A 21073-nucleotide genomic window follows, 5' to 3' on the forward strand; every position below is an offset into this window, starting at 1 on the left:
CGTAGGACACGGCCAGGGACGCTGTGCGTTTCTGGCCGTGTATTTGTGACGTTTAGCCCGGCATCAGACGCGTGGGTCGCCCGCTGCCTTGGCGGGGGTTGCATACTGCGGTTTCAGATGGCCTTGCTGGTCGAGCAACCAGGCATCCATGATCTGGCGTACCACCGGGCCAGCCACGCGACCGCCCGCCTCGCCGTTTTCAATCATCACTGAAATCACGATCCTGGGGTGCTCGGCCGGGGCAAAGCCGACAAACAACGCGTTGTCGCGGTTGCGCTCGCGGGTCTTCAGGCGGTTGTAGCGCTCGCCCTGCTTGATTGCCACCACCTGCGCGGTGCCACTCTTGCCGGCGATCCGGTACTGTGCGCCGGCGGCCGACGCCCGGGCAATCCCGCGCGGGTCGTGCATCACCATTTGCATGCCGTGGTTGACCTGATCCCAGTCGCGGGGGTTCTTGAGCACGACATTGGGCATCGGGTTTTCGTCCACGGGTGGCACGCCGTCGATGCTCTTGGCCAGGTGCGGGCGATTCCATACTCCCTTGTTGGCGATCAGCGCTGTGGCCTGGGCCAGCTGCAACGGGGTGACCTGCATATAGCCCTGGCCGATGCCAAGGATCACGGTTTCCCCGGGGAACCAGGGCTGGCGCCGGGTCGCACGCTTCCAGGCCTGGGATGGCATCAGGCCGGCGGACTCTTCAAACATATCCAGGGAGACTTTCTGGCCAAGACCGAATTCGGCCATGTAGTCGTGCAGGCGGTCGATCCCCAGTTTGTGGGCCAGGTCGTAGAAGTAGGTATCGTTGGAGCGCATGATGGCGGCGTCCATATCCACCCAGCCATCGCCATTGTGGTTCCAATTGCGGTATTTGTGATCAAAGTCCGGCAGTTGGTAGTAGCCGGGGTCGAAGACCCGGGTCTGAGCGGTGACCACACCACTGTCGAGACCGGCGATGGCCACTTCCGGCTTGATCGTCGAGCCGGGTGCATACAGCCCGCGCAGCACCCGATTGAACAGGGGGCGGTCGAGGGAGTCATGCAGCGCGGCATATTCCTTGAAGCTGATGCCGGTGACGAACGCGTTGGGGTCAAAGCTGGGTTTGCTGACCATCGCCAGGACTTCGCCGGTTTGCGGGTCGAGGGCCACCACTGAACCGCGACGATCGCCCAGGGCTTCTTCGGCGGCTTCCTGGAGCTTGATATCCAGGCTCAGGACGATGTTTTTACCAGGGACCGGGTCGGTATGCTTAAGCACCCGCAGGACCCGGCCCTGGGCATTGGTCTCGACCTCTTCGTAACCCACATGGCCGTGCAATTGCGACTCATAGAAACACTCGATGCCGGTTTTACCAATCGATTGCGTGCCACGGTACTCGACTGAATCCAGCGCCTTGGACTCTTTTTCGTTGATGCGGCCCACGTAACCAATGGAATGCGCAAAGTGGGCACCCAACGGGTAGTGACGCACGAACTGTGGCTCGACCTCCACGCCGGGTAGGCGGAATTGGTTGACGGCCAATAGGGCGATCTGCTCTTCAGTCAATTCATAGAACAACGTCACGGGTACAAACGGGTGACGCGCCTGCTTCAGGGCCTTGTCGAAGGCTACGCGGTCTGCAGCGGGCAGATGCAGCAACGTGATGATCGAGTCCAACTCCCCTTGCAGGTCGCTAGCCCGTTCACGGGTGATGGTCAGGTTGTAACTGGGACGGTTATCGGCCAAAACCACACCGTTGCGATCATAGATCAGACCGCGGGTCGGGGTGATAGGCAGGACGTGGACACGGTTGTTTTCAGAGATGGTGGAGTGATAGTCAAACTCCACCACTTGCAGGAAATACAGGCGGGCGACCAGGGTACAGGTGATGCCAAGTACCAGCACGGCGCAGGCCAGCAGGCGTTTGTTGACCAGGCGGTGTTCTTTTTCGTGGTCTTTGATCGGTATGGCTTGAGGCATTTCTACAGCATCTCGTTGAATAAGGGCGATGCCGCATCCTGCGGTTGAAAAGGTCGTCCCTGAAAAAGCTGCTGCACCTTACCAAAATTACCGAAACACTTTGTATTGAATTGACCGAAGGGCAGTTGGATGTCGACATGCCATAACCTTTTCAACCGCCCAAAACAAAACCCCAACTGCTTTCGCAATTGGGGTTTCGGAATTTAATCTTGACGATGACCTACTCTCACATGGGGAAACCCCACACTACCATCGGCGATGCATCGTTTCACTATGCTTTCGCAATTGGGGTTTCGGAATTTAATCTTGACGATGACCTACTCTCACATGGGGAAACCCCACACTACCATCGGCGATGCATCGTTTCACTGCTGAGTTCGGGATGGGATCAGGTGGTTCCAATGCTCTATGGTCGTCAAGAAATTCGGGTACTGAGTCGCGGCAGATGCCTCGCTTCAGCAAATTGGGACTGAGTTCGGGATGGGATCAGGTGGTTCCAATGCTCTATGGTCGTCAAGAAATTCGGGTACTGAGTCGCGGCAGATGCCTCGCTTCAGCAAATTGGGTATGTGACAGCTTTCGGTGTTTTGTGAGTATCGAACTTTCGGTTCATTTCGTCTTCACACACCGCAATCTGATGCTCTTTCGAGTAGTCAAATTGCTTGGGTGTTATATGGTCAAGCCTCACGGGCAATTAGTATTGGTTAGCTCAACGCCTCACAGCGCTTACACACCCAACCTATCAACGTCGTAGTCTTCGACGGCCCTTCAGGGAACTCAAGGTTCCAGTGAGATCTCATCTTGAGGCTAGTTTCCCGCTTAGATGCTTTCAGCGGTTATCTATTCCGAACATAGCTACCCGGCAATGCCACTGGCGTGACAACCGGAACACCAGAGGTTCGTCCACTCCGGTCCTCTCGTACTAGGAGCAGCCCCTCTCAAATCTCAAACGTCCACGGCAGATAGGGACCGAACTGTCTCACGACGTTCTAAACCCAGCTCGCGTACCACTTTAAATGGCGAACAGCCATACCCTTGGGACCGGCTTCAGCCCCAGGATGTGATGAGCCGACATCGAGGTGCCAAACACCGCCGTCGATATGAACTCTTGGGCGGTATCAGCCTGTTATCCCCGGAGTACCTTTTATCCGTTGAGCGATGGCCCTTCCATACAGAACCACCGGATCACTAAGACCTACTTTCGTACCTGCTCGACGTGTCTGTCTCGCAGTCAAGCGCGCTTTTGCCTTTATACTCTACGACCGATTTCCGACCGGTCTGAGCGCACCTTCGTACTCCTCCGTTACTCTTTAGGAGGAGACCGCCCCAGTCAAACTACCCACCATACACTGTCCTCGATCCGGATAACGGACCTGAGTTAGAACCTCAAAGTTGCCAGGGTGGTATTTCAAGGTTGGCTCCACGCGAACTGGCGTCCACGCTTCAAAGCCTCCCACCTATCCTACACAAGCAAATTCAAAGTCCAGTGCAAAGCTATAGTAAAGGTTCACGGGGTCTTTCCGTCTAGCCGCGGATACACTGCATCTTCACAGCGATTTCAATTTCACTGAGTCTCGGGTGGAGACAGCGCCGCCATCGTTACGCCATTCGTGCAGGTCGGAACTTACCCGACAAGGAATTTCGCTACCTTAGGACCGTTATAGTTACGGCCGCCGTTTACCGGGGCTTCGATCAAGAGCTTCGCGTTAGCTAACCCCATCAATTAACCTTCCGGCACCGGGCAGGCGTCACACCCTATACGTCCACTTTCGTGTTTGCAGAGTGCTGTGTTTTTAATAAACAGTCGCAGCGGCCTGGTATCTTCGACCGGCATGAGCTTACGGAGCAAGTCCTTCACCCTCACCGGCGCACCTTCTCCCGAAGTTACGGTGCCATTTTGCCTAGTTCCTTCACCCGAGTTCTCTCAAGCGCCTTGGTATTCTCTACCCAACCACCTGTGTCGGTTTGGGGTACGGTTCCTGGTTACCTGAAGCTTAGAAGCTTTTCTTGGAAGCATGGCATCAACCACTTCGTCACCCAGAGGGTAACTCGTCATCAGCTCTCGGCCTTAGAATCCCGGATTTACCTAAGATTCCAGCCTACCACCTTAAACTTGGACAACCAACGCCAAGCTGGCCTAGCCTTCTCCGTCCCTCCATCGCAATAACCAGAAGTACAGGAATATTAACCTGTTTTCCATCGACTACGCTTTTCAGCCTCGCCTTAGGGACCGACTAACCCTGCGTCGATTAACGTTGCGCAGGAAACCTTGGTCTTTCGGCGTGGGTGTTTTTCACACCCATTGTCGTTACTCATGTCAGCATTCGCACTTCTGATACCTCCAGCAAGCTTCTCAACTCGCCTTCACAGGCTTACAGAACGCTCCTCTACCGCATCACCCGAAGGTGATACCCGTAGCTTCGGTGTATGGTTTGAGCCCCGTTACATCTTCCGCGCAGGCCGACTCGACTAGTGAGCTATTACGCTTTCTTTAAAGGGTGGCTGCTTCTAAGCCAACCTCCTAGCTGTCTAAGCCTTCCCACATCGTTTCCCACTTAACCATAACTTTGGGACCTTAGCTGACGGTCTGGGTTGTTTCCCTTTTCACGACGGACGTTAGCACCCGCCGTGTGTCTCCCATGCTCGGCACTTGTAGGTATTCGGAGTTTGCATCGGTTTGGTAAGTCGGGATGACCCCCTAGCCGAAACAGTGCTCTACCCCCTACAGTGATACATGAGGCGCTACCTAAATAGCTTTCGAGGAGAACCAGCTATCTCCGAGCTTGATTAGCCTTTCTCCCCCTAGCCGAAACAGTGCTCTACCCCCTACAGTGATACATGAGGCGCTACCTAAATAGCTTTCGAGGAGAACCAGCTATCTCCGAGCTTGATTAGCCTTTCACTCCGATCCACAGGTCATCCGCTAACTTTTCAACGGTAGTCGGTTCGGTCCTCCAGTTAGTGTTACCCAACCTTCAACCTGCCCATGGATAGATCGCCCGGTTTCGGGTCTATTCCCAGCGACTAGACGCCCTATTAAGACTCGCTTTCGCTACGCCTCCCCTATTCGGTTAAGCTCGCCACTGAAAATAAGTCGCTGACCCATTATACAAAAGGTACGCAGTCACCCAACAAAGTGGGCTCCCACTGCTTGTACGCATACGGTTTCAGGATCTATTTCACTCCCCTCTCCGGGGTTCTTTTCGCCTTTCCCTCACGGTACTAGTTCACTATCGGTCAGTCAGTAGTATTTAGCCTTGGAGGATGGTCCCCCCATATTCAGACAAAGTTTCTCGTGCTCCGTCCTACTCGATTTCATGACTAAGAGATTTTCGCGTACAGGGCTATCACCCACTATGGCCGCACTTTCCAGAGCGTTCCGCTAATCTCAAAGCCACTTAAGGGCTAGTCCCCGTTCGCTCGCCACTACTAAGGGAATCTCGGTTGATTTCTTTTCCTCAGGGTACTTAGATGTTTCAGTTCCCCTGGTTCGCCTCTTACGCCTATGTATTCAGCGTAAGATAACCATCTTATGATGGCTGGGTTCCCCCATTCAGACATCTCCGGATCAAAGTCTGTTTGCCGACTCCCCGAAGCTTTTCGCAGGCTACCACGTCTTTCATCGCCTCTGACTGCCAAGGCATCCACCGTATGCGCTTCTTCACTTGACCATATAACCCCAAGCAATCTGGTTATACTGTGAAGACAACATTCGCCGAAAATTCGATCATACTCAATTAAGAGCCACTCACAAATTTTACCTTAGCCTGATCCGTTACCAGTGAAAGTAACGTTCAGTCTATCTTTCTATCACATACCCAAATTTTTAAAGAACGAACTAGTCAAAGACTAGAAATCAACATTCACCATCGCAACGATGGAATGCTCATTTCTAAGCTTTCTACAAACAGAAGCAGTAGTGGTGGAGCCAAACGGGATCGAACCGTTGACCTCCTGCGTGCAAGGCAGGCGCTCTCCCAGCTGAGCTATGGCCCCGTATTTCTACAGGCGTTTCCCACACAAAATTGGTGGGTCTGGGCAGATTCGAACTGCCGACCTCACCCTTATCAGGGGTGCGCTCTAACCAACTGAGCTACAGACCCAATTTCGGGCTGCTTCTTTTCGTCTTCTTCAATGAATCAAGCAATTCGTGTGGGAACTTATGGAGCAGCTGATGTCGTCGATTAAGGAGGTGATCCAGCCGCAGGTTCCCCTACGGCTACCTTGTTACGACTTCACCCCAGTCATGAATCACACCGTGGTAACCGTCCTCCCGAAGGTTAGACTAGCTACTTCTGGTGCAACCCACTCCCATGGTGTGACGGGCGGTGTGTACAAGGCCCGGGAACGTATTCACCGCGACATTCTGATTCGCGATTACTAGCGATTCCGACTTCACGCAGTCGAGTTGCAGACTGCGATCCGGACTACGATCGGTTTTGTGGGATTAGCTCCTCGCGACATTCTGATTCGCGATTACTAGCGATTCCGACTTCACGCAGTCGAGTTGCAGACTGCGATCCGGACTACGATCGGTTTTGTGGGATTAGCTCCACCTCGCGGCTTGGCAACCCTCTGTACCGACCATTGTAGCACGTGTGTAGCCCAGGCCGTAAGGGCCATGATGACTTGACGTCATCCCCACCTTCCTCCGGTTTGTCACCGTCCTCGCGGCTTGGCAACCCTCTGTACCGACCATTGTAGCACGTGTGTAGCCCAGGCCGTAAGGGCCATGATGACTTGACGTCATCCCCACCTTCCTCCGGTTTGTCACCGGCAGTCTCCTTAGAGTGCCCACCATAACGTGCTGGTAACTAAGGACAAGGGTTGCGCTCGTTACGGGACTTAACCCAACATCTCACGACACGAGCTGACGACAGCCATGCAGCACCTGTCTCAATGTTCCCGAAGGCACCAATCTATCTCTAGAAAGTTCATTGGATGTCAAGGCCTGGTAAGGTTCTTCGCGTTGCTTCGAATTAAACCACATGCTCCACCGCTTGTGCGGGCCCCCGTCAATTCATTTGAGTTTTAACCTTGCGGCCGTACTCCCCAGGCGGTCAACTTAATGCGTTAGCTGCGCCACTAAGAGCTCAAGGCTCCCAACGGCTAGTTGACATCGTTTACGGCGTGGACTACCAGGGTATCTAATCCTGTTTGCTCCCCACGCTTTCGCACCTCAGTGTCAGTATCAGTCCAGGTGGTCGCCTTCGCCACTGGTGTTCCTTCCTATATCTACGCATTTCACCGCTACACAGGAAATTCCACCACCCTCTACCATACTCTAGTCAGTCAGTTTTGAATGCAGTTCCCAGGTTGAGCCCGGGGATTTCACATCCAACTTAACTAACCACCTACGCGCGCTTTACGCCCAGTAATTCCGATTAACGCTTGCACCCTCTGTATTACCGCGGCTGCTGGCACAGAGTTAGCCGGTGCTTATTCTGTCGGTAACGTCAAAATTGCAGAGTATTAATCTACAACCCTTCCTCCCAACTTAAAGTGCTTTACAATCCGAAGACCTTCTTCACACACGCGGCATGGCTGGATCAGGCTTTCGCCCATTGTCCAATATTCCCCACTGCTGCCTCCCGTAGGAGTCTGGACCGTGTCTCAGTTCCAGTGTGACTGATCATCCTCTCAGACCAGTTACGGATCGTCGCCTTGGTGAGCCATTACCCCACCAACTAGCTAATCCGACCTAGGCTCATCTGATAGCGCAAGGCCCGAAGGTCCCCTGCTTTCTCCCGTAGGACGTATGCGGTATTAGCGTCCGTTTCCGAACGTTATCCCCCACTACCAGGCAGATTCCTAGGCATTACTCACCCGTCCGCCGCTCTCAAGAGAAGCAAGCTTCTCTCTACCGCTCGACTTGCATGTGTTAGGCCTGCCGCCAGCGTTCAATCTGAGCCATGATCAAACTCTTCAGTTCAAACATCTTTGGGTTTTTAAGAAACCCTAAACTTGGCTCAGCAATCGTTGGTTACATCTTTGATTTCTCGCGGAGTAACTTGTGATGCTGATAATCTTGTTGACTATCAGTCTGACTCCACAAGCACCCACACGAATTGCTTGATTCAGTTGTTAAAGAGCGGTTGGTTAAGATCTTTCGTCTCAACCGAGGCGCGCATTCTACAGCAGCCTCATTTGCTGTCAAGTGATTATTTTCAGAAGTCACGAATTGCTTGATTCAGTTGTTAAAGAGCGGTTGGTTAAGATCTTTCGTCTCAACCGAGGCGCGCATTCTACAGCAGCCTCATTTGCTGTCAAGTGATTATTTTCAGAAGTTTTCAAAGTTTCCTTTGTAACTTCAACCACTTGCGCTTCCGATCTCTCGTTAGCGGGAGGCGAATTCTACAGCGTTACACGCTGCTGTCAACACCTCTTTTTGTTTTCAAAGTTTCCTTTGTAACTTCAACCACTTGCGCTTCCGATCTCTCGTTAGCGGGAGGCGAATTCTACAGCGTTACACGCTGCTGTCAACACCTCTTTTCTCCGCTTTCGACCGAGAGGATCGAAACGTTAATAGAGCCAAACAACATTGCCCTACCAACTCCTTCTGGGCTTCGATGGACTGAAGCAACTCGCTGTCGAATTCTGCATAACTCTTTGTTTACCAAGGAGTTTTCCGTTTCGACTGCGCCGGAAGTGGGGCGAATTATAGACTTCCAGGATCTGCCGTCAACCCTTAATTTCATTTTTCTATCGAAGAGCCCAATAACCCTCAAAACCCCGCCCTTCTATATAGAAGAGCCCAGCCATTGAGCAATATATTGCTCAATGGCTAGCAGTTGATCATCATAGTGCCTTCTGCCTCTATATGACCCTGGACGAACACCCCAATGACCACCTCATCCCGCAGCCTGAGCTCGGCGCTTTTCCCTGTCGGCCTGCTGCTGATTGCCATGGCCTCGATCCAGTCGGGCGCCTCGCTGGCCAAAAGCATGTTCCCGATTGTTGGCGCCCAAGGCACTACCACGCTGCGCCTGGTTTTTGCCAGCATCATCATGCTGCTGTTGCTTCGCCCCTGGCGCGCCAAACTCACCGCCAAGTCACTGCGCACCGTCATCGTGTACGGGATGGCGCTGGGCGGCATGAACTTCCTCTTCTATATGTCATTGCGCACCGTGCCCCTGGGCATCGCAGTGGCCCTGGAATTCACCGGCCCACTGGCGGTTGCCATCTATGCTTCCCGCCGCGCCGTCGACTTTCTGTGGATAGCCTTGGCGGTCGTAGGCCTGCTGCTATTAATACCGGTTGGTGAAGCCAGCCAGGGCATTGACCTGACCGGCGGCGCCTACGCGCTGGGCGCGGGGATCTGCTGGGCCCTCTATATTCTGTTCGGGCAAAAGGCGGGGGCGGACAATGGCGTCCAGACAGCCGCCCTCGGCGTGATGATCGCTGCGCTGTTCGTTGCGCCTATCGGCATCGTCCACGCCGGTAGCGCACTGCTGACCCCCGCGCTGATTCCAATCGCCATCGGCGTGGCGATTCTTTCCACCGCCCTGCCCTATACCCTGGAGATGGTCGCCCTGACCCGACTGCCTGCGCGCACCTTCGGCACCCTGATGAGTATCGAGCCTGCATTCGGCGCGCTTTCCGGGCTGTTTTTCCTCCAGGAATACCTGTCCCTGGCGCAATGGCTGGCTATCGCCTGCATTATCCTGGCCTCCGTGGGTGCGACGCTGACCATGCGCAGCCAGTCGAAACCCATCGTCGCGGCAGATTGAGTCAGGATTTAACGAAGCCCTGGCATTTGCCGCTCAATTAGGCCATGTTTAGACTGTAACTCAGTGTCAGTCATGGAGATTTTTGAATACGGACATCCACGAACGCTACACTTGAGAGCGAGCAAAGCCAGCATCGGACCTTCCAACGGCGCGGCTATTAAGGATGGTAATGAAGCGAATTGTGATAATGCTTGTCGTGGTCGCCCTTGCAGGGTGTGCCGCGACCACCAAGACAGAAGTCAAACGCGGAAAGAAAGGACTGCATATCAACTGCTCTGGCCTGTCCTCCTCCTGGGACCAGTGCTACACCAGCGCAGCCAACTCGTGCGGCAAGAAGGGCTACCGGGTCATCGCCAAGTCCGGTGACAACACCGAAGAGCCGGGCGACTACCCCTTCGGCCTCAACCCTGCCGGCTATACCAGCCGGAGCATGATCGTGCTCTGCAAGTAGAGGGTCATTGCCGGGTGATGCTCTGGCTGAGCACTTCATAGCTCGATGAGATCACCCGTGCCTGAATCTGCGGGTCAACCAGCATCCTGGCCACCACCAGCGCCCCCACACACTGGGACAAAATCGCCTAGGCCAGGCTGTCACTCTCCAACGTCCGTGCCCAGTTGGCCTGCAGCCGACAAATCCACGCCTGCGCCTGCTGGCGTACGGCTATATCAGCGCGCGCAATATCCGCCCCCATGCTGGGCAATGCACACCCGTCTTGCACTTGCTCCACGTGGGCCATGCTCAAATAGATCTTCAGGCACCGCTCCAGGCGCTCGCGGCTCTGCTGCTCCCCTTCCCCCAAACGCTCAAGGCTCTGGCTCAACTCACGCTCGACAATTGCACTGAACAGCGCGTCCTTGGAAGAAAAGTGGCTATAGAACGCCCCCCCACTCAAGCCAATCGCTTTCATCAAGCCGTCCACGCCCACACTGGCAAACCCTTCTTTCTTGGCCAGGGCCGCGCTGCTCTGTAAAAGCTTATCTCTGGTTTGCTGTTTGTGACTGACCGAATAGCGCATCGACTCCCCCGAAAATACACAACCTTGACGCTTGCCAGATCGTAGCATAACGTACGTTTAGTTAACGATCGTTTACTAAAGGGCTCCCCCATGGCTGAAAACAAGAAAATCGTCCTGGTCGTCGGTGCAGGTGATGCTACAGGCGGTGCAATCGCCAAGCGCTTTGCCCGCGAGGGTTATGTGGCCTGCGTCACCCGCCGCAGTGCCGACAAGTTGCAACCCCTGGTGGAGAGTATCCAGGCCGCTGGCGGCGAGGCCCACGGCTTTGCCTGCGATGCGCGCAAGGAAGATCAGGTCATCGCGTTGATCGAGCAGATCGAGAGCGAGTTGGGTCCGATCGAGGCATTGGTGTTTAACATCGGCGCCAACGTGCCGTGCAGCATCCTCGAAGAAACCGCGCGCAAATATTTCAAGATCTGGGAGATGGCCTGTTTCTCGGGTTTCCTGAATGCCCGGGAAGTGGCCAAGCGCATGGTGACCCGCAAGCGCGGGACTATCCTGTTTACCGGTGCCACCGCAGGCTTGCGGGGTGCGGCTGGATTTGCCGCCTTCGCCGGGGCCAAGCATGGCATTCGCGCCCTGGCTCAAAGCATGGCCCGCGAACTGGGCCCGATGAACATTCATGTGGCCCATGTGGTGGTGGATGGCGCCATCGACACGGACTTTATCCGCGACAACTTCCCAACCAAGTACGCGCTCAAGGACCAGGATGGCATCCTTGATCCCGAGCATATTGCCGACAACTATTGGCACCTGCACAGCCAGCCACGGGACGCCTGGACCTTCGAGCTGGACCTGCGCCCCTGGAGCGAAACCTGGTAAGCCCCCCCATAACAATAAGCCGCGAGCACCCGACATGAGTAAAACCCTGGAATTCTTCTTCGACCTCGGCAGCCCCACCACTTACCTGGCCTATACCCAACTGCCTGGAATCTGTGCCGAAACCGGCAGCCAGCTGGTGTATCAGCCCATCCTCCTGGGCGGCATCTTCAAGGCCACCGGCAATGCCTCGCCCATCACTATCCCGGCCAAGGGTCGCTACATGCTGCAAGACCTGGCACGCTACGCCAAGCGTTACGCTGTCCCCCTCACGTTCAACCCGCACTTCCCCATCAATACCCTGACACTGATGCGCGCCGTCACCGGCATTCAACTACGCCAGCCAGAGCGTTTTATCCCGTTCATCGACTGCCTGTTCCAGGCACTCTGGGTGGAGGGGCGCAACCTGGGTGATCCGGTAGTCGTAGCAGCGGTCCTGGCGGAACACGGCTTCGACCCTGCCCAAGTGCTGGAGTTGGCCCAGGATGAGGACGTCAAGAACGCCCTCAAGCACAAGACCGAAGAGGCGATTGCCCGTGGCGTGTTTGGGGCGCCTAGCCTGTTTGTCGGTCAACAACTGTTCTTTGGCCAGGATCGCCTGGACTTTGTCCGTGAAGCCTTGAGTTAAAGCCGGCAAGCCGCTCGCAGGCCTACACCTGCGAGCGGCCGGGCCTTATATCGCGGCCGTGCGCAGCTGCAACCACTCCAGCGCCGCGCCACTGAGCAACGGGCTCAAGCGTTGACGCACCTCGCCATGGTAGTCGTTGAACCACTGCCGCTCCTCGGTCGTCAGCAACGATGGCACCAGGCAACGGGTATCGATCGGGCACAGGGTCAGGGTCTCGAACGCGAGGAACTCACCGAACTCGGTCTTGCCCGCCTCGCGGTTCAACACCAGGTTCTCGATCCGCACCCCCCAACGCCCCGGGCGGTAGGTCCCCGGCTCAATGGAGGTGATCATGCCCGGCTGCATCGCCGTTTGCGGCGCGGCCGCTGCCTGGTAGGCAATCACCTGCGGGCCTTCATGGACATTGAGGAAGTAGCCCACGCCATGCCCGGTACCATGGCCGTAATCCACGCCTTCGGCCCAGATCGGCGCACGGGCGATGGCGTCCAGCAAGGGCGAGAGAATACCCTTAGGGAATTGCGCGCGCGACAGGGCAATCACGCCCTTGAGCACACGCGTGCAATCGCGCTTTTGCTCCTCGCTCGGCGTGCCGATGGGCACCATCCGTGTGATATCAGTGGTACCGCCCAGGTACTGGCCGCCCGAATCGATCAGCAGCAAGCCATCACCTTCGATCACCGCGTGTTCTTCTTCAGTGGCGTGGTAATGCGGCATCGCCCCATTGGCATTGAAGGCGGCGATGGTGTTGAAGCTCAACGACACGTAATCCGGGCGCCGGGTGCGGGCAGCCGTCAGGTGTTCATCAATTGTCAGCTCGGTGATGCGCTCCCGGCCCACGGCCGAGTCCAGCCAGGCGAAAAACTCGCACAAGGCCGCACCGTCCTGCTCCATCGCCCGCCGGATATGCTCGGCATCCGCCAGGCTTTTGCGGGACTTGGCCAGCGTGGTCGGGTTGAGCCCTTCCACCCGCTTGACGCCACTGGCCAGGTTATCCAGCAAGCCTGCCGTCACCCGCGCCGGATCGATCTGCAGGCTGGCCCCCTCCGGCACCTCAGCCAGGGCCGCCGCCACGTCACTGTAGTCACGCAGCGTCACGCCGTCCTGCTCCAGCACCGCACGCAACTGGGCATCGACCTTGCCAAGGGCCACAAACAGCGTGGCCTGCTGCGGGTTGATCAGGGCGAACGAGACAAACACCGGGTTGAACGAAACATCGGCACCGCGCAGGTTGAACAGCCAGGCGATGTCATCCAGGGTGGCAATGAAATGCCAATCCGCGCCCTTTTCCTTGAGGCTGGCACGCAATGCCGCGAGCTTTTCGCCTCGGCTGAGCGTGGCCTGGGGCGGCAGGTGCTGGTAGATCGGCTGGTTGGGCAATGCCGGACGGTCGGTCCAGACCTCGTTCAACAGATCGATATCGGTCCGCAGGCGCGCTCCCCGCTCAGCCAGCTTGCCGCCCAGGGTACGGGCGGACGCAACAGCCATCACCGCACCATCCACCGCCACGACCCCGCCTTCCGGGGTCTGTTCGCCCAACCACTCCAGCGGGCCGGGTTGCCCCGGTTGCAGCTTCACCAACTCGATGCCGCTGCCGTTGAGTTCCTTGGTCGCCTGCTCCCAGTAACGGCTGTCAGCCCAGACGCCGGCAAAATCAGGCGTGACAATCAGCGTGCCTACCGACCCATGAAACCCCGACAACCACTGCCGCCCCTGCCAGTAGCCCGGCAAGTATTCGGACAGATGCGGGTCGGCCGATGGCACCAGCAGGGCATCGATACCCTCCCGTTTCATCAGCTCGCGGGTGCGCGCCAGGCGCTGGGGAACCGTTCCATGGGTCAAAGGCTGCGTACTCATCTTGTCTCCTGCTAACCACTGATAATTGTTATAGGTTTCAAACCGCCCAAAAAACCGGGGCGCTGGCCAGTGCGGCCGTGATCAACTGCACTGCCTGATCGATATCCTGTTCGGTGGTAAACCGCCCCAGGCTCAGGCGAATCGTGCGACCGGCACTGCGTGGATCATGCCCCAGGGCAAGCAGCACATGGGACGGTGCATTACTTGCCGAATTGCAGGCCGAGGTCGCCGAAAAAGCGATCCCGGCGCTCAAGGCCGCCGAATTGAACTCGCCTTCGCTGAAGGTCAGGCTCAAGGTGTGGGGGATCCGCTGGGTGGCGCTACCGTTCAGGCGCACGCCGGGGAGGCTCAGCAATGGCTCAAGCAAACGCTGGCGCAGGGCGACAATGCCCGCCGACTCTTCGGCAAAGAATTGCGCCGCCAACGCGAAGGCGCTGCCCATGCCGGCGATCTGGTGGGTGGCCAGGGTGCCCGAGCGCAACCCGCCTTCATGGCCGCCGCCGTGGATCTGCGCCGTGACGTTCTGCTGCGCCCGCGGCCCGACATACAGCGCGCCGATGCCTTTGGGGCCATACAACTTGTGCGCAGAAAACGACATCAGGTCGACCGGCCAGCGCGCCAGGTCGATCTCGACCTTACCCGCCCCTTGCGCCGCGTCCACATGCAGCAGCGCGCCATGCTCACGCACCCGCGCGCCAATGGCCGGGATGTCGTTGAGCGTACCCAGCTCATTGTTGACCAGCATCAGCGACACCAGGAACGTGTCTTCACGCAGCGCCTGGCTGACCGCCTCGACGCTGATCAGGCCGTCGGCGTCCGGCACCAGGTAGGTCACCGCAACCCCGGCGTCCTGCAATTGGCGCGCAGTGTCCAGCGTCGCCTTGTGTTCGATCTGGCTGGTAATGATATGGCCACCGGCCACACCCCGCGCCTGGGCCACGCCCTTGAGCGCAAGGTTGTTGGATTCGGTGGCGCCCGAGGTCCAGACGATCTGCTCGGCCTGGGCGCCGACCAACTGCGCCACCTGCCGGCGCGCCTGCTCGACCGTTTGCCGGGCCTGTTGGCCAAACGCATGGGAGCTGGACGCAGGGTTACCGAAATTGGCGTTGAAACCCAGGCACTCGACCATGACCTGGATGACCCGCTCATCCACCGGTGTGGTGGCGGCGTAGTCGAAATACAAAGGACGTTTATTCATGACATTAAAGACCCGCAGAGCATGTTCCCGAGATCAGCGTCCCAGGGGCAGCGATCAGTACAGAGATCGTCAGGTTAACCCGATCGGATGCCGTTAAAGAATTTAAAGTGCGTAGGAACGCTCCTGAAATCGAGCTTAACAGGCTCGATGAAAAGGATGGAAAACAAAAAGCCCGAAGTTCCTGCTCGGAACCTCGGGCCCTGGGACCACTGCCAGTGTCTTTAGCTGGGACGGCCAGGCAACGTCACGTTGCGCTCGGCGTTCATTTCACCCTGGCGATCAAACCCAAAAGGCTTCTGTGGCTGGGCAGCCAGCTTGGCTTTCTGCTGTTGATAGTCGTCAAACGACAACCCCCGGCGGTTGAGCGCCTCCATCGCCAATTGCCTGGTTTCCTCGGCAGAGTACGGGCGCAATTCAGGCGCCGGATGGGTGGCACAACCGGCAAGGAAAGAGGCGGCCAACAACAAGGCAACAGACAGTAAACGGTTCATGGCAAAGGTCCTGCGAATGGGGCGTTAGGGCAATGAACACAGGCTACTCCCGCCCCTTCCCAGGGAAAAATCATCCTCTTTGATAGTCGCTATCAGCCAATCCCTTATATTCTTTATAGATCTATAAATATAGAAATACGTTAGTTTACGGAATAAAAAATGCGCTCTATGTTCTATATCGGTTCCCCGACGCCGCCACTGTTGCCAGCCTGGCCGGACGCGGCATCACCAACCTCAGCGGGCCGCTCGACGAAATGATTGCCAACAATGTCCTGCCTGAACGCTGATACCAGGCACGCCGGCCCACCCTGCCTAGAGATGCCCATGCAGCTTTTGACCCTACCGCCCTCGCCCGCCCTCGCCACGTCGATTCGCGCCACCGCGCAAGTCTTTGAAGACCCGAAGTCCCAGGCCCTGCTCGCGCATCTGCAGCAAGTGGCGCCCAGCGAAGCCAGCGTGCTGATCATCGGCGAAACCGGCACCGGCAAAGAGCTGGTGGCCCGCCATATCCATAGCCTCAGCGCCCGGCGCAAGCGGCCCTTCGTGGCGGTTAACTGCGGGGCGTTTTCCGAATCCCTGGTGGAAGCGGAGCTGTTCGGCCATGAAAAAGGCGCGTTCACCGGTGCCCTCGGCGCCAAGGCCGGCTGGTTTGAAGAGGCCGACGGCGGCACGCTGTTCCTCGATGAGATCGGTGACCTGCCCATGGCCATCCAGGTCAAGCTGCTGCGTGTCCTGCAAGAACGCGAAGTGGTGCGCCTGGGCTCGCGCAAGAGTATTCCCATCGATGTGCGGGTGCTGGCGGCGACCAATGTACAGCTGGAAAAAGCCATCAACGCCGGGCATTTTCGCGAGGACCTGTACTACCGCCTGGACGTGGTCAGCCTGGAACTGAACCCCCTGCGCGAGCGCCCCGGCGATATCCTGCCCCTGACCCGGCACTTTATCGACACCTACAGCCAGCGCCTGGGCTACGGCCCCGTCACCCTCAGCCCCGCAGCCGAGCACAAGCTCAAGGGCTACAGCTGGCCGGGCAATATCCGTGAACTGGAAAACGTCATTCATCACACCTTGCTGATTTGCCGCAATGGTGTGATCGAGCGCGATGACCTGCGCCTGTCGAACCTGCGCATCGAACGCCAGGACGATAGCCAGCACGGCCTCGACCACAGTGCCGAAGCCCTGTTGGAGCGCGCCTTCCAGAAGCTGTTCGACGAACAGGCCGGCGCCCTGCATGAGAAGGTCGAGGACGCCTTGCTACGCGCCGCCTACCGCTTCAGCCACTACAACCAGGTCCACACCGCCAACCTGCTGGGCCTGAGCCGCAATATCACGCGCACGCGCCTGATCAAGATCGGCGAACTGGCGGTCAACAAGCGCCGCCCCGAGCAAAACCTGCAAGGCGAACGCATGCTGCATCTATCGATATAGGTTGCACATCAATGCATTGTCGACGCTGCGCTCGATACTGCGCAGCACCTGGAATGAACCAAAGGTCACGGCCGTGGCCTGGTGGGCGCGAATCAATCGCCAGAAGTCCTCGCCCGCGCGCTCCAGGCGCAGGAACGCCGTATCGCCATCGGCGCGGGTCTGCCATTGCAGGTAGGTGAGCACCCGCTGTCCATCCTCACTGACCTGCACACTGGCACTCAGAAACCCCTCATGGCCTTGAGCCAGGCGCTCGGCCTGCTCAGACAGCGCCAGCACCAGCGCAGATTGCTGCCGCGGCTCGATCTGAAACTCGATCAGTTGGGTAAAACCATGGCTTTTCACTGATGCCTGCATGACTCATCCCCTTTAACTGTAAGTGCAATCGTGCGATTCGATGCCACGCAGGGTAAAACCTCTAGTCAAGTTGAGGTCAAGCTTCAACAGGCAGTGACAGGACAGTCGTCGGTTGCCCAGAGGCCACGAAAGACCTGGCCTATAGTGAAAAGACCGGGAAAACCGGCCCACTGGCAACCTTCAAGGAGAGCGAAATGAGCGTCAAACCCATCCCCGAGGGCTATCACAGCATCACGCCCTACCTGGGTATCGACCAGGCCGCGCAAGCCATCGAGTTTTACCAAAAAGCCTTCGATGCCACCGTTTTCATGCGCCTGGACATGCCAGACGGCAAGGTCGGCCACGCCGAACTGCGCATTGGCGATTCACCGATCATGCTGGCCTCGCCCTGTGACGAAATGGCCTTCGGCAGCCCTGGAGCGCACCCCACCAGCGTTGGCCTGCATCTGTATGTAAAGGACGTCGATGCGCAGTACAAACAGGCGATCGCGGCAGGCGGCAGCGTAATTTCCGAACCCAAGGACCAGTTCTACGGCGACCGCTGCGGGACGCTGAAGGATCCGTTCGGGCATGTCTGGTTCCTCGCCACCCATATAGAGGAGTTGACCGAGGAACAAGTTCGCCAGCGTGCCAAGGCGCTGTTTGCGTAAGCCCCCGATCATCTGGAGGAGCCGGCCTGCCGGCGAAAAAACCGAGAACCACGCGGGGTACCAGGCACCCCGCGTTATCGGTCGTTGGCGATTGGCGCTGCGATGCGCCGCCCCGACAAGCCAGCCCCGACAGGGGTTTTTCGCGCGCTTGAAACATTTGCTTTCATTTGCGCCTTAGGGTTTTGCGATTCTCATCCGTCTTAACTTAGATACAGCCTGTCGCGTCAGCAAAAGCTACGACCGGCCTTTCCCGGGCCATCCTTGCCCCCCTCCGATCAAGACCCCCATAGACATGTCGAAGAAGTCACGCTCCAAACTCTGGTTTCTCGTCCACAGCTGGCTGGCATTGCCCATCTGGTTCTTCGTACTGATCGTCTGCGTCACCGGGACCCTGGCGGTGGTCAGCCAGGAAATCGTCTGGCTGGCCAACCCGGAAATCCGCGCCAGCAAGCCATCGGACGATGCCGAACTGCTCAGTTACGACCAGGTCCTCGCCGCGATCAAGCAGGCCGAGCCCACGGCCATTGTCGAAGCCATCGTCACACCAGACGAGTCGCACTTTGCCCTCACCGTCGACATCAGCTACCCCGACGGCCGTTCCGTGGCGGTCTACGTCAACCCGTACACCGGGAGCATCCAGGGCATCAGCCCATCGTTCAACTTCCCCCAGTTCACCCGCGCCCTGCATGGCTGGTGGCTGGTGCCGTTTACCAATGGCTTCAGCTGGGGCTGGTACCTGGTGTCGCTCCTCGGGCTGCCGATGCTCGCGTCGCTGGTCACGGGCCTGGTGGTGTACAAGCGGTTCTGGAAAGGCTTCTTCAAGCCGACCCTGCGCTTCAGGCATGGGGCGCGGATTTTCTGGGGGGACTTCCACCGCCTGAGCGGCATCTGGTCGATCTGGTTTATCGCGGTGATTTCCATCACCGGCACCTGGTTCTTGATCCAGGCGATTCTCGCGGACAACCAGATCACCCTCTCCAGCCAGCCTATCGTGCCGGTGATCTCCCGGGACAAGGTGCCGCTCTCGGCCCCTGGCGTACCGGCGCCCATGATTCCCCTGGACGATGCCATTAATATTGCCACCCAGCGTATCCCGGGGTTCGAGGTCAGCTTTGTCGGCCTGCCAAGCAATGCCTACAGCCACTTGAGCGTCGGCGGCCGCGGCTGGTACCCGTTGATGTACCAGACGGCCGACATCAACCCCTACAACGGTGAAATCGCCGCCACGCACCTGCTGTCCGACCGTTCGGGCCTGGAGTTCGTCACCGAGTCCATGCGCCCGCTGCACACCGGCGACTTTGGCGGGATCTGGATCAAGCTGGTGTGGTTCTTCTTCGGCCTGCTGCTGAGCATGATGGTGCTCAGCGGTCTGTTGATCTGGAGCAAGCGCACAGCCCTGGCCACGCTGCACGCTCTCAAGCGCAGCGCCAAGGCCCCGCGCAACACGGCGCCCGCCAACCTCATCGGCGCCCTGCAGGCTGAAACCTCGGAGGGCAAATAATGAGCAAGGCCACCCCCGTTCAAGCGCCCTCGCCACTGCGCGCCTTCTGGCTCAAGTGGCGCTTCCACATCAATATCCTGCTGTTGCTGGTGCCCCTGGGCTTTATGCCCAAGTACTTTGCCGACGCCGCGCTGTTTCGCGGCGACGCCGGCCTGGGTGAGCGCGAGGTTGGCCAAGTGCAGGTCGGCCCCTGGAGCATCACCCTCGCCGAGTTGCGCAATGAAGCGCCGCGCCCCGATCCGGCCGGCCCGATGAAATCCTTCAACGCCGCCCTGTGCGCCACCTGCGGCGAGCAGGTCAAGGCCACCTACCTGCGCATCGGCAAGCCCCGCAGCCTGCGCGCCGCCGGGGTGATTTTCTTCGGCACCCCGTACCGCATGGGCGCCGTGCTGCCGATCCCTGAACGCACCCCACCCGACGCCGAACTGTGGATCACCATGGAAGGCTGGGACGGCAGCATGCAACAGGCCTCCATTCCCTTGAGTCAGGCTTCGCCTGCCACTGTCGCCTGGTTGAACAAGCAAGGAGTTAAACCATGACTGTACTGCGCCTGACCCGCGCCTGCGCCGCGCTGATCCTCGGCCTGGGTGCGAGCAACTACGCCCTGGCCCACAACCCGATGTGCGAATGCAAGGAAATCCCCGGCGAGCAGATCCAGTGCACCGGCGGCTTCTCCGACGGCAGCGGCGCGCCCGGCGTGACCCTGGATGTGATCGGCTACGACGAGACCATCCTGGTGCCCGGCAAGCTGGGGGCTGACTCGACATTGACCTTCAAGAAACCTGCCAGCGAGTTCTACGTGCTGTTTGACGCCGGTCCCGGCCACGTTGTCGAGATCGACCAAGCGGATATCCAGGCGCCATGAGCGGCATGAACCCAGGCAGCACCCAGGTGGTCCGGCCCGCCGGCGCCGGCCACGAAACCCTCTACGTCCTGCTGCTGTGCCTGATCATCCTGGCCGTCGCCGGCACCGTGGTGTCCCTGCACGGCGAAACCCAGGCCGTCGAGGCCGTGGCCAGCCACCAACTGGACGCCCGCCGCGACCTGAGCGCCGCCGAGCAAGGCATCTATGCCGACCTGCGGGTGACCCTGGATGAAATCCAGCTGCTGGCGCAGGAACACAGCACCCTGCCCACACCCGCGCAGCTGGCCGAAGAAGGCTTTGCGCCGTTCGCCCAGGACGCCAGCTCAGTCAGCCGTGGCGAGCACCGCTGGCAGCTGCTGGCGCCTTCGGCGTACCTGGGCCTGAGCCAGGCCAACGACACCAGCGGTTCGCTGCTGATGCGCGTGAACGGTGCCGAGCCGGATATCTGGCTCAACCGCAGCGCCAACCTGGCCGCCCCTACCGACCTGAGCGACCAGGGGCTGATCGCCGCTGGCTGGCAGCAGGTCGTTGCGCAATTCGACGCTGGCGTCACCCGCCAGCATCGCCACTGACCCCGAGAGAA

The 21073-nt window shown here is 58.3% G+C and carries 15 protein-coding genes, 2 tRNA genes, 3 rRNA genes and 2 pseudogenes; 11 read left to right on the plus strand and 11 right to left on the minus strand.

Going from position 1 to position 21073, the window contains the following annotated elements:
- Positions 1-63: 63 nt before the first annotated feature.
- From mrdA to AO268_RS27370, 6 genes are all read right to left on the minus strand, one after another.
- Positions 64-1956 carry a penicillin-binding protein 2 gene (gene mrdA, locus AO268_RS27345; protein ID WP_099170443.1) on the minus strand — a complete coding sequence of 631 codons (1893 nt, stop codon included), beginning with the start codon at positions 1954-1956 and terminating at the stop codon, positions 64-66.
- A 304-nt stretch (positions 1957-2260) separates the two neighbouring features.
- Positions 2261-2376 (minus strand): 5S ribosomal RNA (rrf, locus tag AO268_RS27350).
- A 253-nt stretch (positions 2377-2629) separates the two neighbouring features.
- Positions 2630-5627 (minus strand): 23S ribosomal RNA (locus tag AO268_RS27355).
- A gap of 249 nt (positions 5628-5876) precedes the next feature.
- Positions 5877-5952, minus strand: a tRNA-Ala gene (locus AO268_RS27360).
- Between the two features lie 30 nt (positions 5953-5982).
- Positions 5983-6059, minus strand: a tRNA-Ile gene (locus AO268_RS27365).
- Positions 6060-6141: 82 nt separating this feature from the next.
- Positions 6142-7888: ribosomal RNA gene (locus AO268_RS27370) — 16S ribosomal RNA — on the minus strand.
- The 16S, 23S and 5S rRNA genes sit together here with 2 tRNA genes alongside, the layout of an rRNA operon.
- 910 nt (positions 7889-8798) lie before the next feature.
- Between AO268_RS27370 and rhtA the strand changes: the two genes are divergently transcribed.
- Together rhtA and AO268_RS27385 are read left to right on the plus strand one after the other, a co-directional pair.
- Entirely contained in the window at positions 8799-9686 is an 888-nt protein-coding gene (rhtA, locus tag AO268_RS27380; RefSeq protein ID WP_099170444.1) for a threonine/homoserine exporter RhtA, read from the plus strand.
- Between the two features lie 169 nt (positions 9687-9855).
- Positions 9856-10137 (plus strand): hypothetical protein, encoded by a 282-nt coding sequence (locus AO268_RS27385; RefSeq protein ID WP_076963754.1) that lies wholly within the window; start codon positions 9856-9858, stop codon positions 10135-10137.
- 4 nt (positions 10138-10141) lie between these two features.
- On the opposite strand, the pseudogene AO268_RS27390 reads toward AO268_RS27385, so the two are convergent.
- Positions 10142-10702: pseudogene (locus AO268_RS27390) on the minus strand (TetR/AcrR family transcriptional regulator).
- Positions 10703-10792: 90 nt separating this feature from the next.
- On the opposite strand from AO268_RS27390, the gene AO268_RS27395 reads away from it, so the two are divergent.
- Together AO268_RS27395 and AO268_RS27400 are read left to right on the plus strand one after the other, a co-directional pair.
- Positions 10793-11524, plus strand: a complete 732-nt coding sequence (locus tag AO268_RS27395; protein ID WP_076963756.1) for an SDR family oxidoreductase — start codon at positions 10793-10795, stop codon at positions 11522-11524.
- Positions 11525-11558: 34 nt separating this feature from the next.
- Complete coding sequence (locus AO268_RS27400) at positions 11559-12149, plus strand: 2-hydroxychromene-2-carboxylate isomerase (protein ID WP_076963757.1); 591 nt, start codon at positions 11559-11561, stop codon at positions 12147-12149.
- Between the two features lie 45 nt (positions 12150-12194).
- On the opposite strand, the gene AO268_RS27405 is transcribed toward AO268_RS27400, so the two are convergent.
- From AO268_RS27405 to AO268_RS27415, 3 genes are all read right to left on the minus strand, one after another.
- Positions 12195-14003: an aminopeptidase P family protein gene (locus tag AO268_RS27405; protein WP_099170445.1), complete on the minus strand. Its 1809-nt coding sequence runs from the start codon at positions 14001-14003 to the stop codon at positions 12195-12197.
- A 37-nt stretch (positions 14004-14040) separates the two neighbouring features.
- Complete coding sequence (locus AO268_RS27410) at positions 14041-15201, minus strand: cysteine desulfurase family protein (RefSeq protein ID WP_099170446.1); 1161 nt, start codon at positions 15199-15201, stop codon at positions 14041-14043.
- A 221-nt stretch (positions 15202-15422) separates the two neighbouring features.
- Positions 15423-15692 carry a hypothetical protein gene (locus tag AO268_RS27415; RefSeq protein WP_076963760.1) on the minus strand — a complete coding sequence of 90 codons (270 nt, stop codon included), beginning with the start codon at positions 15690-15692 and terminating at the stop codon, positions 15423-15425.
- A 203-nt stretch (positions 15693-15895) separates the two neighbouring features.
- Here AO268_RS27415 and AO268_RS33355 point away from each other — a divergent pair.
- A pseudogene (locus tag AO268_RS33355) lies at positions 15896-15979 on the plus strand (hypothetical protein); the annotation flags it as partial.
- A gap of 37 nt (positions 15980-16016) precedes the next feature.
- Positions 16017-17120 carry a sigma-54 interaction domain-containing protein gene (locus tag AO268_RS27420; protein WP_076963761.1) on the plus strand — a complete coding sequence of 368 codons (1104 nt, stop codon included), beginning with the start codon at positions 16017-16019 and terminating at the stop codon, positions 17118-17120.
- On the opposite strand, the gene AO268_RS27425 is transcribed toward AO268_RS27420, so the two are convergent.
- Complete coding sequence (locus AO268_RS27425) at positions 17109-17474, minus strand: antibiotic biosynthesis monooxygenase (RefSeq protein WP_076963762.1); 366 nt, start codon at positions 17472-17474, stop codon at positions 17109-17111. The two genes, AO268_RS27420 and AO268_RS27425, sit on opposite strands and share 12 nt — an antisense overlap.
- 194 nt (positions 17475-17668) lie before the next feature.
- On the opposite strand from AO268_RS27425, the gene AO268_RS27430 reads away from it, so the two are divergent.
- The 5 genes from AO268_RS27430 to AO268_RS27450 all read left to right on the plus strand — a co-directional run bounded on the left by AO268_RS27430 (position 17669) and on the right by AO268_RS27450 (position 21062).
- Positions 17669-18124: a VOC family protein gene (locus AO268_RS27430; protein ID WP_099170447.1), complete on the plus strand. Its 456-nt coding sequence runs from the start codon at positions 17669-17671 to the stop codon at positions 18122-18124.
- A gap of 292 nt (positions 18125-18416) precedes the next feature.
- Positions 18417-19625 carry a PepSY-associated TM helix domain-containing protein gene (locus AO268_RS27435; protein ID WP_099170448.1) on the plus strand — a complete coding sequence of 403 codons (1209 nt, stop codon included), beginning with the start codon at positions 18417-18419 and terminating at the stop codon, positions 19623-19625.
- Complete coding sequence (locus AO268_RS27440; RefSeq protein ID WP_099170449.1) at positions 19625-20164, plus strand: thiamine pyrophosphate-binding protein; 540 nt, start codon at positions 19625-19627, stop codon at positions 20162-20164. The genes AO268_RS27435 and AO268_RS27440 overlap by 1 nt, the downstream gene beginning before the upstream one ends.
- A complete protein-coding gene (locus tag AO268_RS27445; protein ID WP_076963766.1) occupies positions 20161-20490 on the plus strand; it encodes a hypothetical protein in 330 nt (109 codons plus the stop codon). The genes AO268_RS27440 and AO268_RS27445 overlap by 4 nt, the downstream gene beginning before the upstream one ends.
- Positions 20491-20495: 5 nt before the next feature.
- Complete coding sequence (locus tag AO268_RS27450; protein ID WP_076963767.1) at positions 20496-21062, plus strand: DUF6162 family protein; 567 nt, start codon at positions 20496-20498, stop codon at positions 21060-21062.
- Positions 21063-21073 lie beyond the last annotated feature (11 nt).

Source organism: Pseudomonas sp. ICMP 8385, from assembly GCF_002699915.1.
Taxonomy (GTDB): domain Bacteria; phylum Pseudomonadota; class Gammaproteobacteria; order Pseudomonadales; family Pseudomonadaceae; genus Aquipseudomonas; species Aquipseudomonas gessardii.

Excerpts from the sequence above, each read along its gene's own strand:
- mrdA (WP_099170443.1), bottom strand. The coding sequence starts at position 1,956 with ATGCCTCAAGCCATACCGATCAAAGACCACGAAAAAGAACACCGCCTG.
- rhtA (WP_099170444.1), top strand. The coding sequence starts at position 8,799 with ATGACCACCTCATCCCGCAGCCTGAGCTCGGCGCTTTTCCCTGTCGGC.
- AO268_RS27385 (WP_076963754.1), top strand. The coding sequence starts at position 9,856 with ATGAAGCGAATTGTGATAATGCTTGTCGTGGTCGCCCTTGCAGGGTGT.
- AO268_RS27395 (WP_076963756.1), top strand. The coding sequence starts at position 10,793 with ATGGCTGAAAACAAGAAAATCGTCCTGGTCGTCGGTGCAGGTGATGCT.
- AO268_RS27400 (WP_076963757.1), top strand. The coding sequence starts at position 11,559 with ATGAGTAAAACCCTGGAATTCTTCTTCGACCTCGGCAGCCCCACCACT.
- AO268_RS27405 (WP_099170445.1), bottom strand. The coding sequence starts at position 14,003 with ATGAGTACGCAGCCTTTGACCCATGGAACGGTTCCCCAGCGCCTGGCG.
- AO268_RS27410 (WP_099170446.1), bottom strand. The coding sequence starts at position 15,201 with ATGAATAAACGTCCTTTGTATTTCGACTACGCCGCCACCACACCGGTG.
- AO268_RS27415 (WP_076963760.1), bottom strand. The coding sequence starts at position 15,692 with ATGAACCGTTTACTGTCTGTTGCCTTGTTGTTGGCCGCCTCTTTCCTT.
- AO268_RS27420 (WP_076963761.1), top strand. The coding sequence starts at position 16,017 with ATGCAGCTTTTGACCCTACCGCCCTCGCCCGCCCTCGCCACGTCGATT.
- AO268_RS27425 (WP_076963762.1), bottom strand. The coding sequence starts at position 17,474 with ATGCAGGCATCAGTGAAAAGCCATGGTTTTACCCAACTGATCGAGTTT.
- AO268_RS27430 (WP_099170447.1), top strand. The coding sequence starts at position 17,669 with ATGAGCGTCAAACCCATCCCCGAGGGCTATCACAGCATCACGCCCTAC.
- AO268_RS27435 (WP_099170448.1), top strand. The coding sequence starts at position 18,417 with ATGTCGAAGAAGTCACGCTCCAAACTCTGGTTTCTCGTCCACAGCTGG.
- AO268_RS27440 (WP_099170449.1), top strand. The coding sequence starts at position 19,625 with ATGAGCAAGGCCACCCCCGTTCAAGCGCCCTCGCCACTGCGCGCCTTC.
- AO268_RS27445 (WP_076963766.1), top strand. The coding sequence starts at position 20,161 with ATGACTGTACTGCGCCTGACCCGCGCCTGCGCCGCGCTGATCCTCGGC.
- AO268_RS27450 (WP_076963767.1), top strand. The coding sequence starts at position 20,496 with ATGAACCCAGGCAGCACCCAGGTGGTCCGGCCCGCCGGCGCCGGCCAC.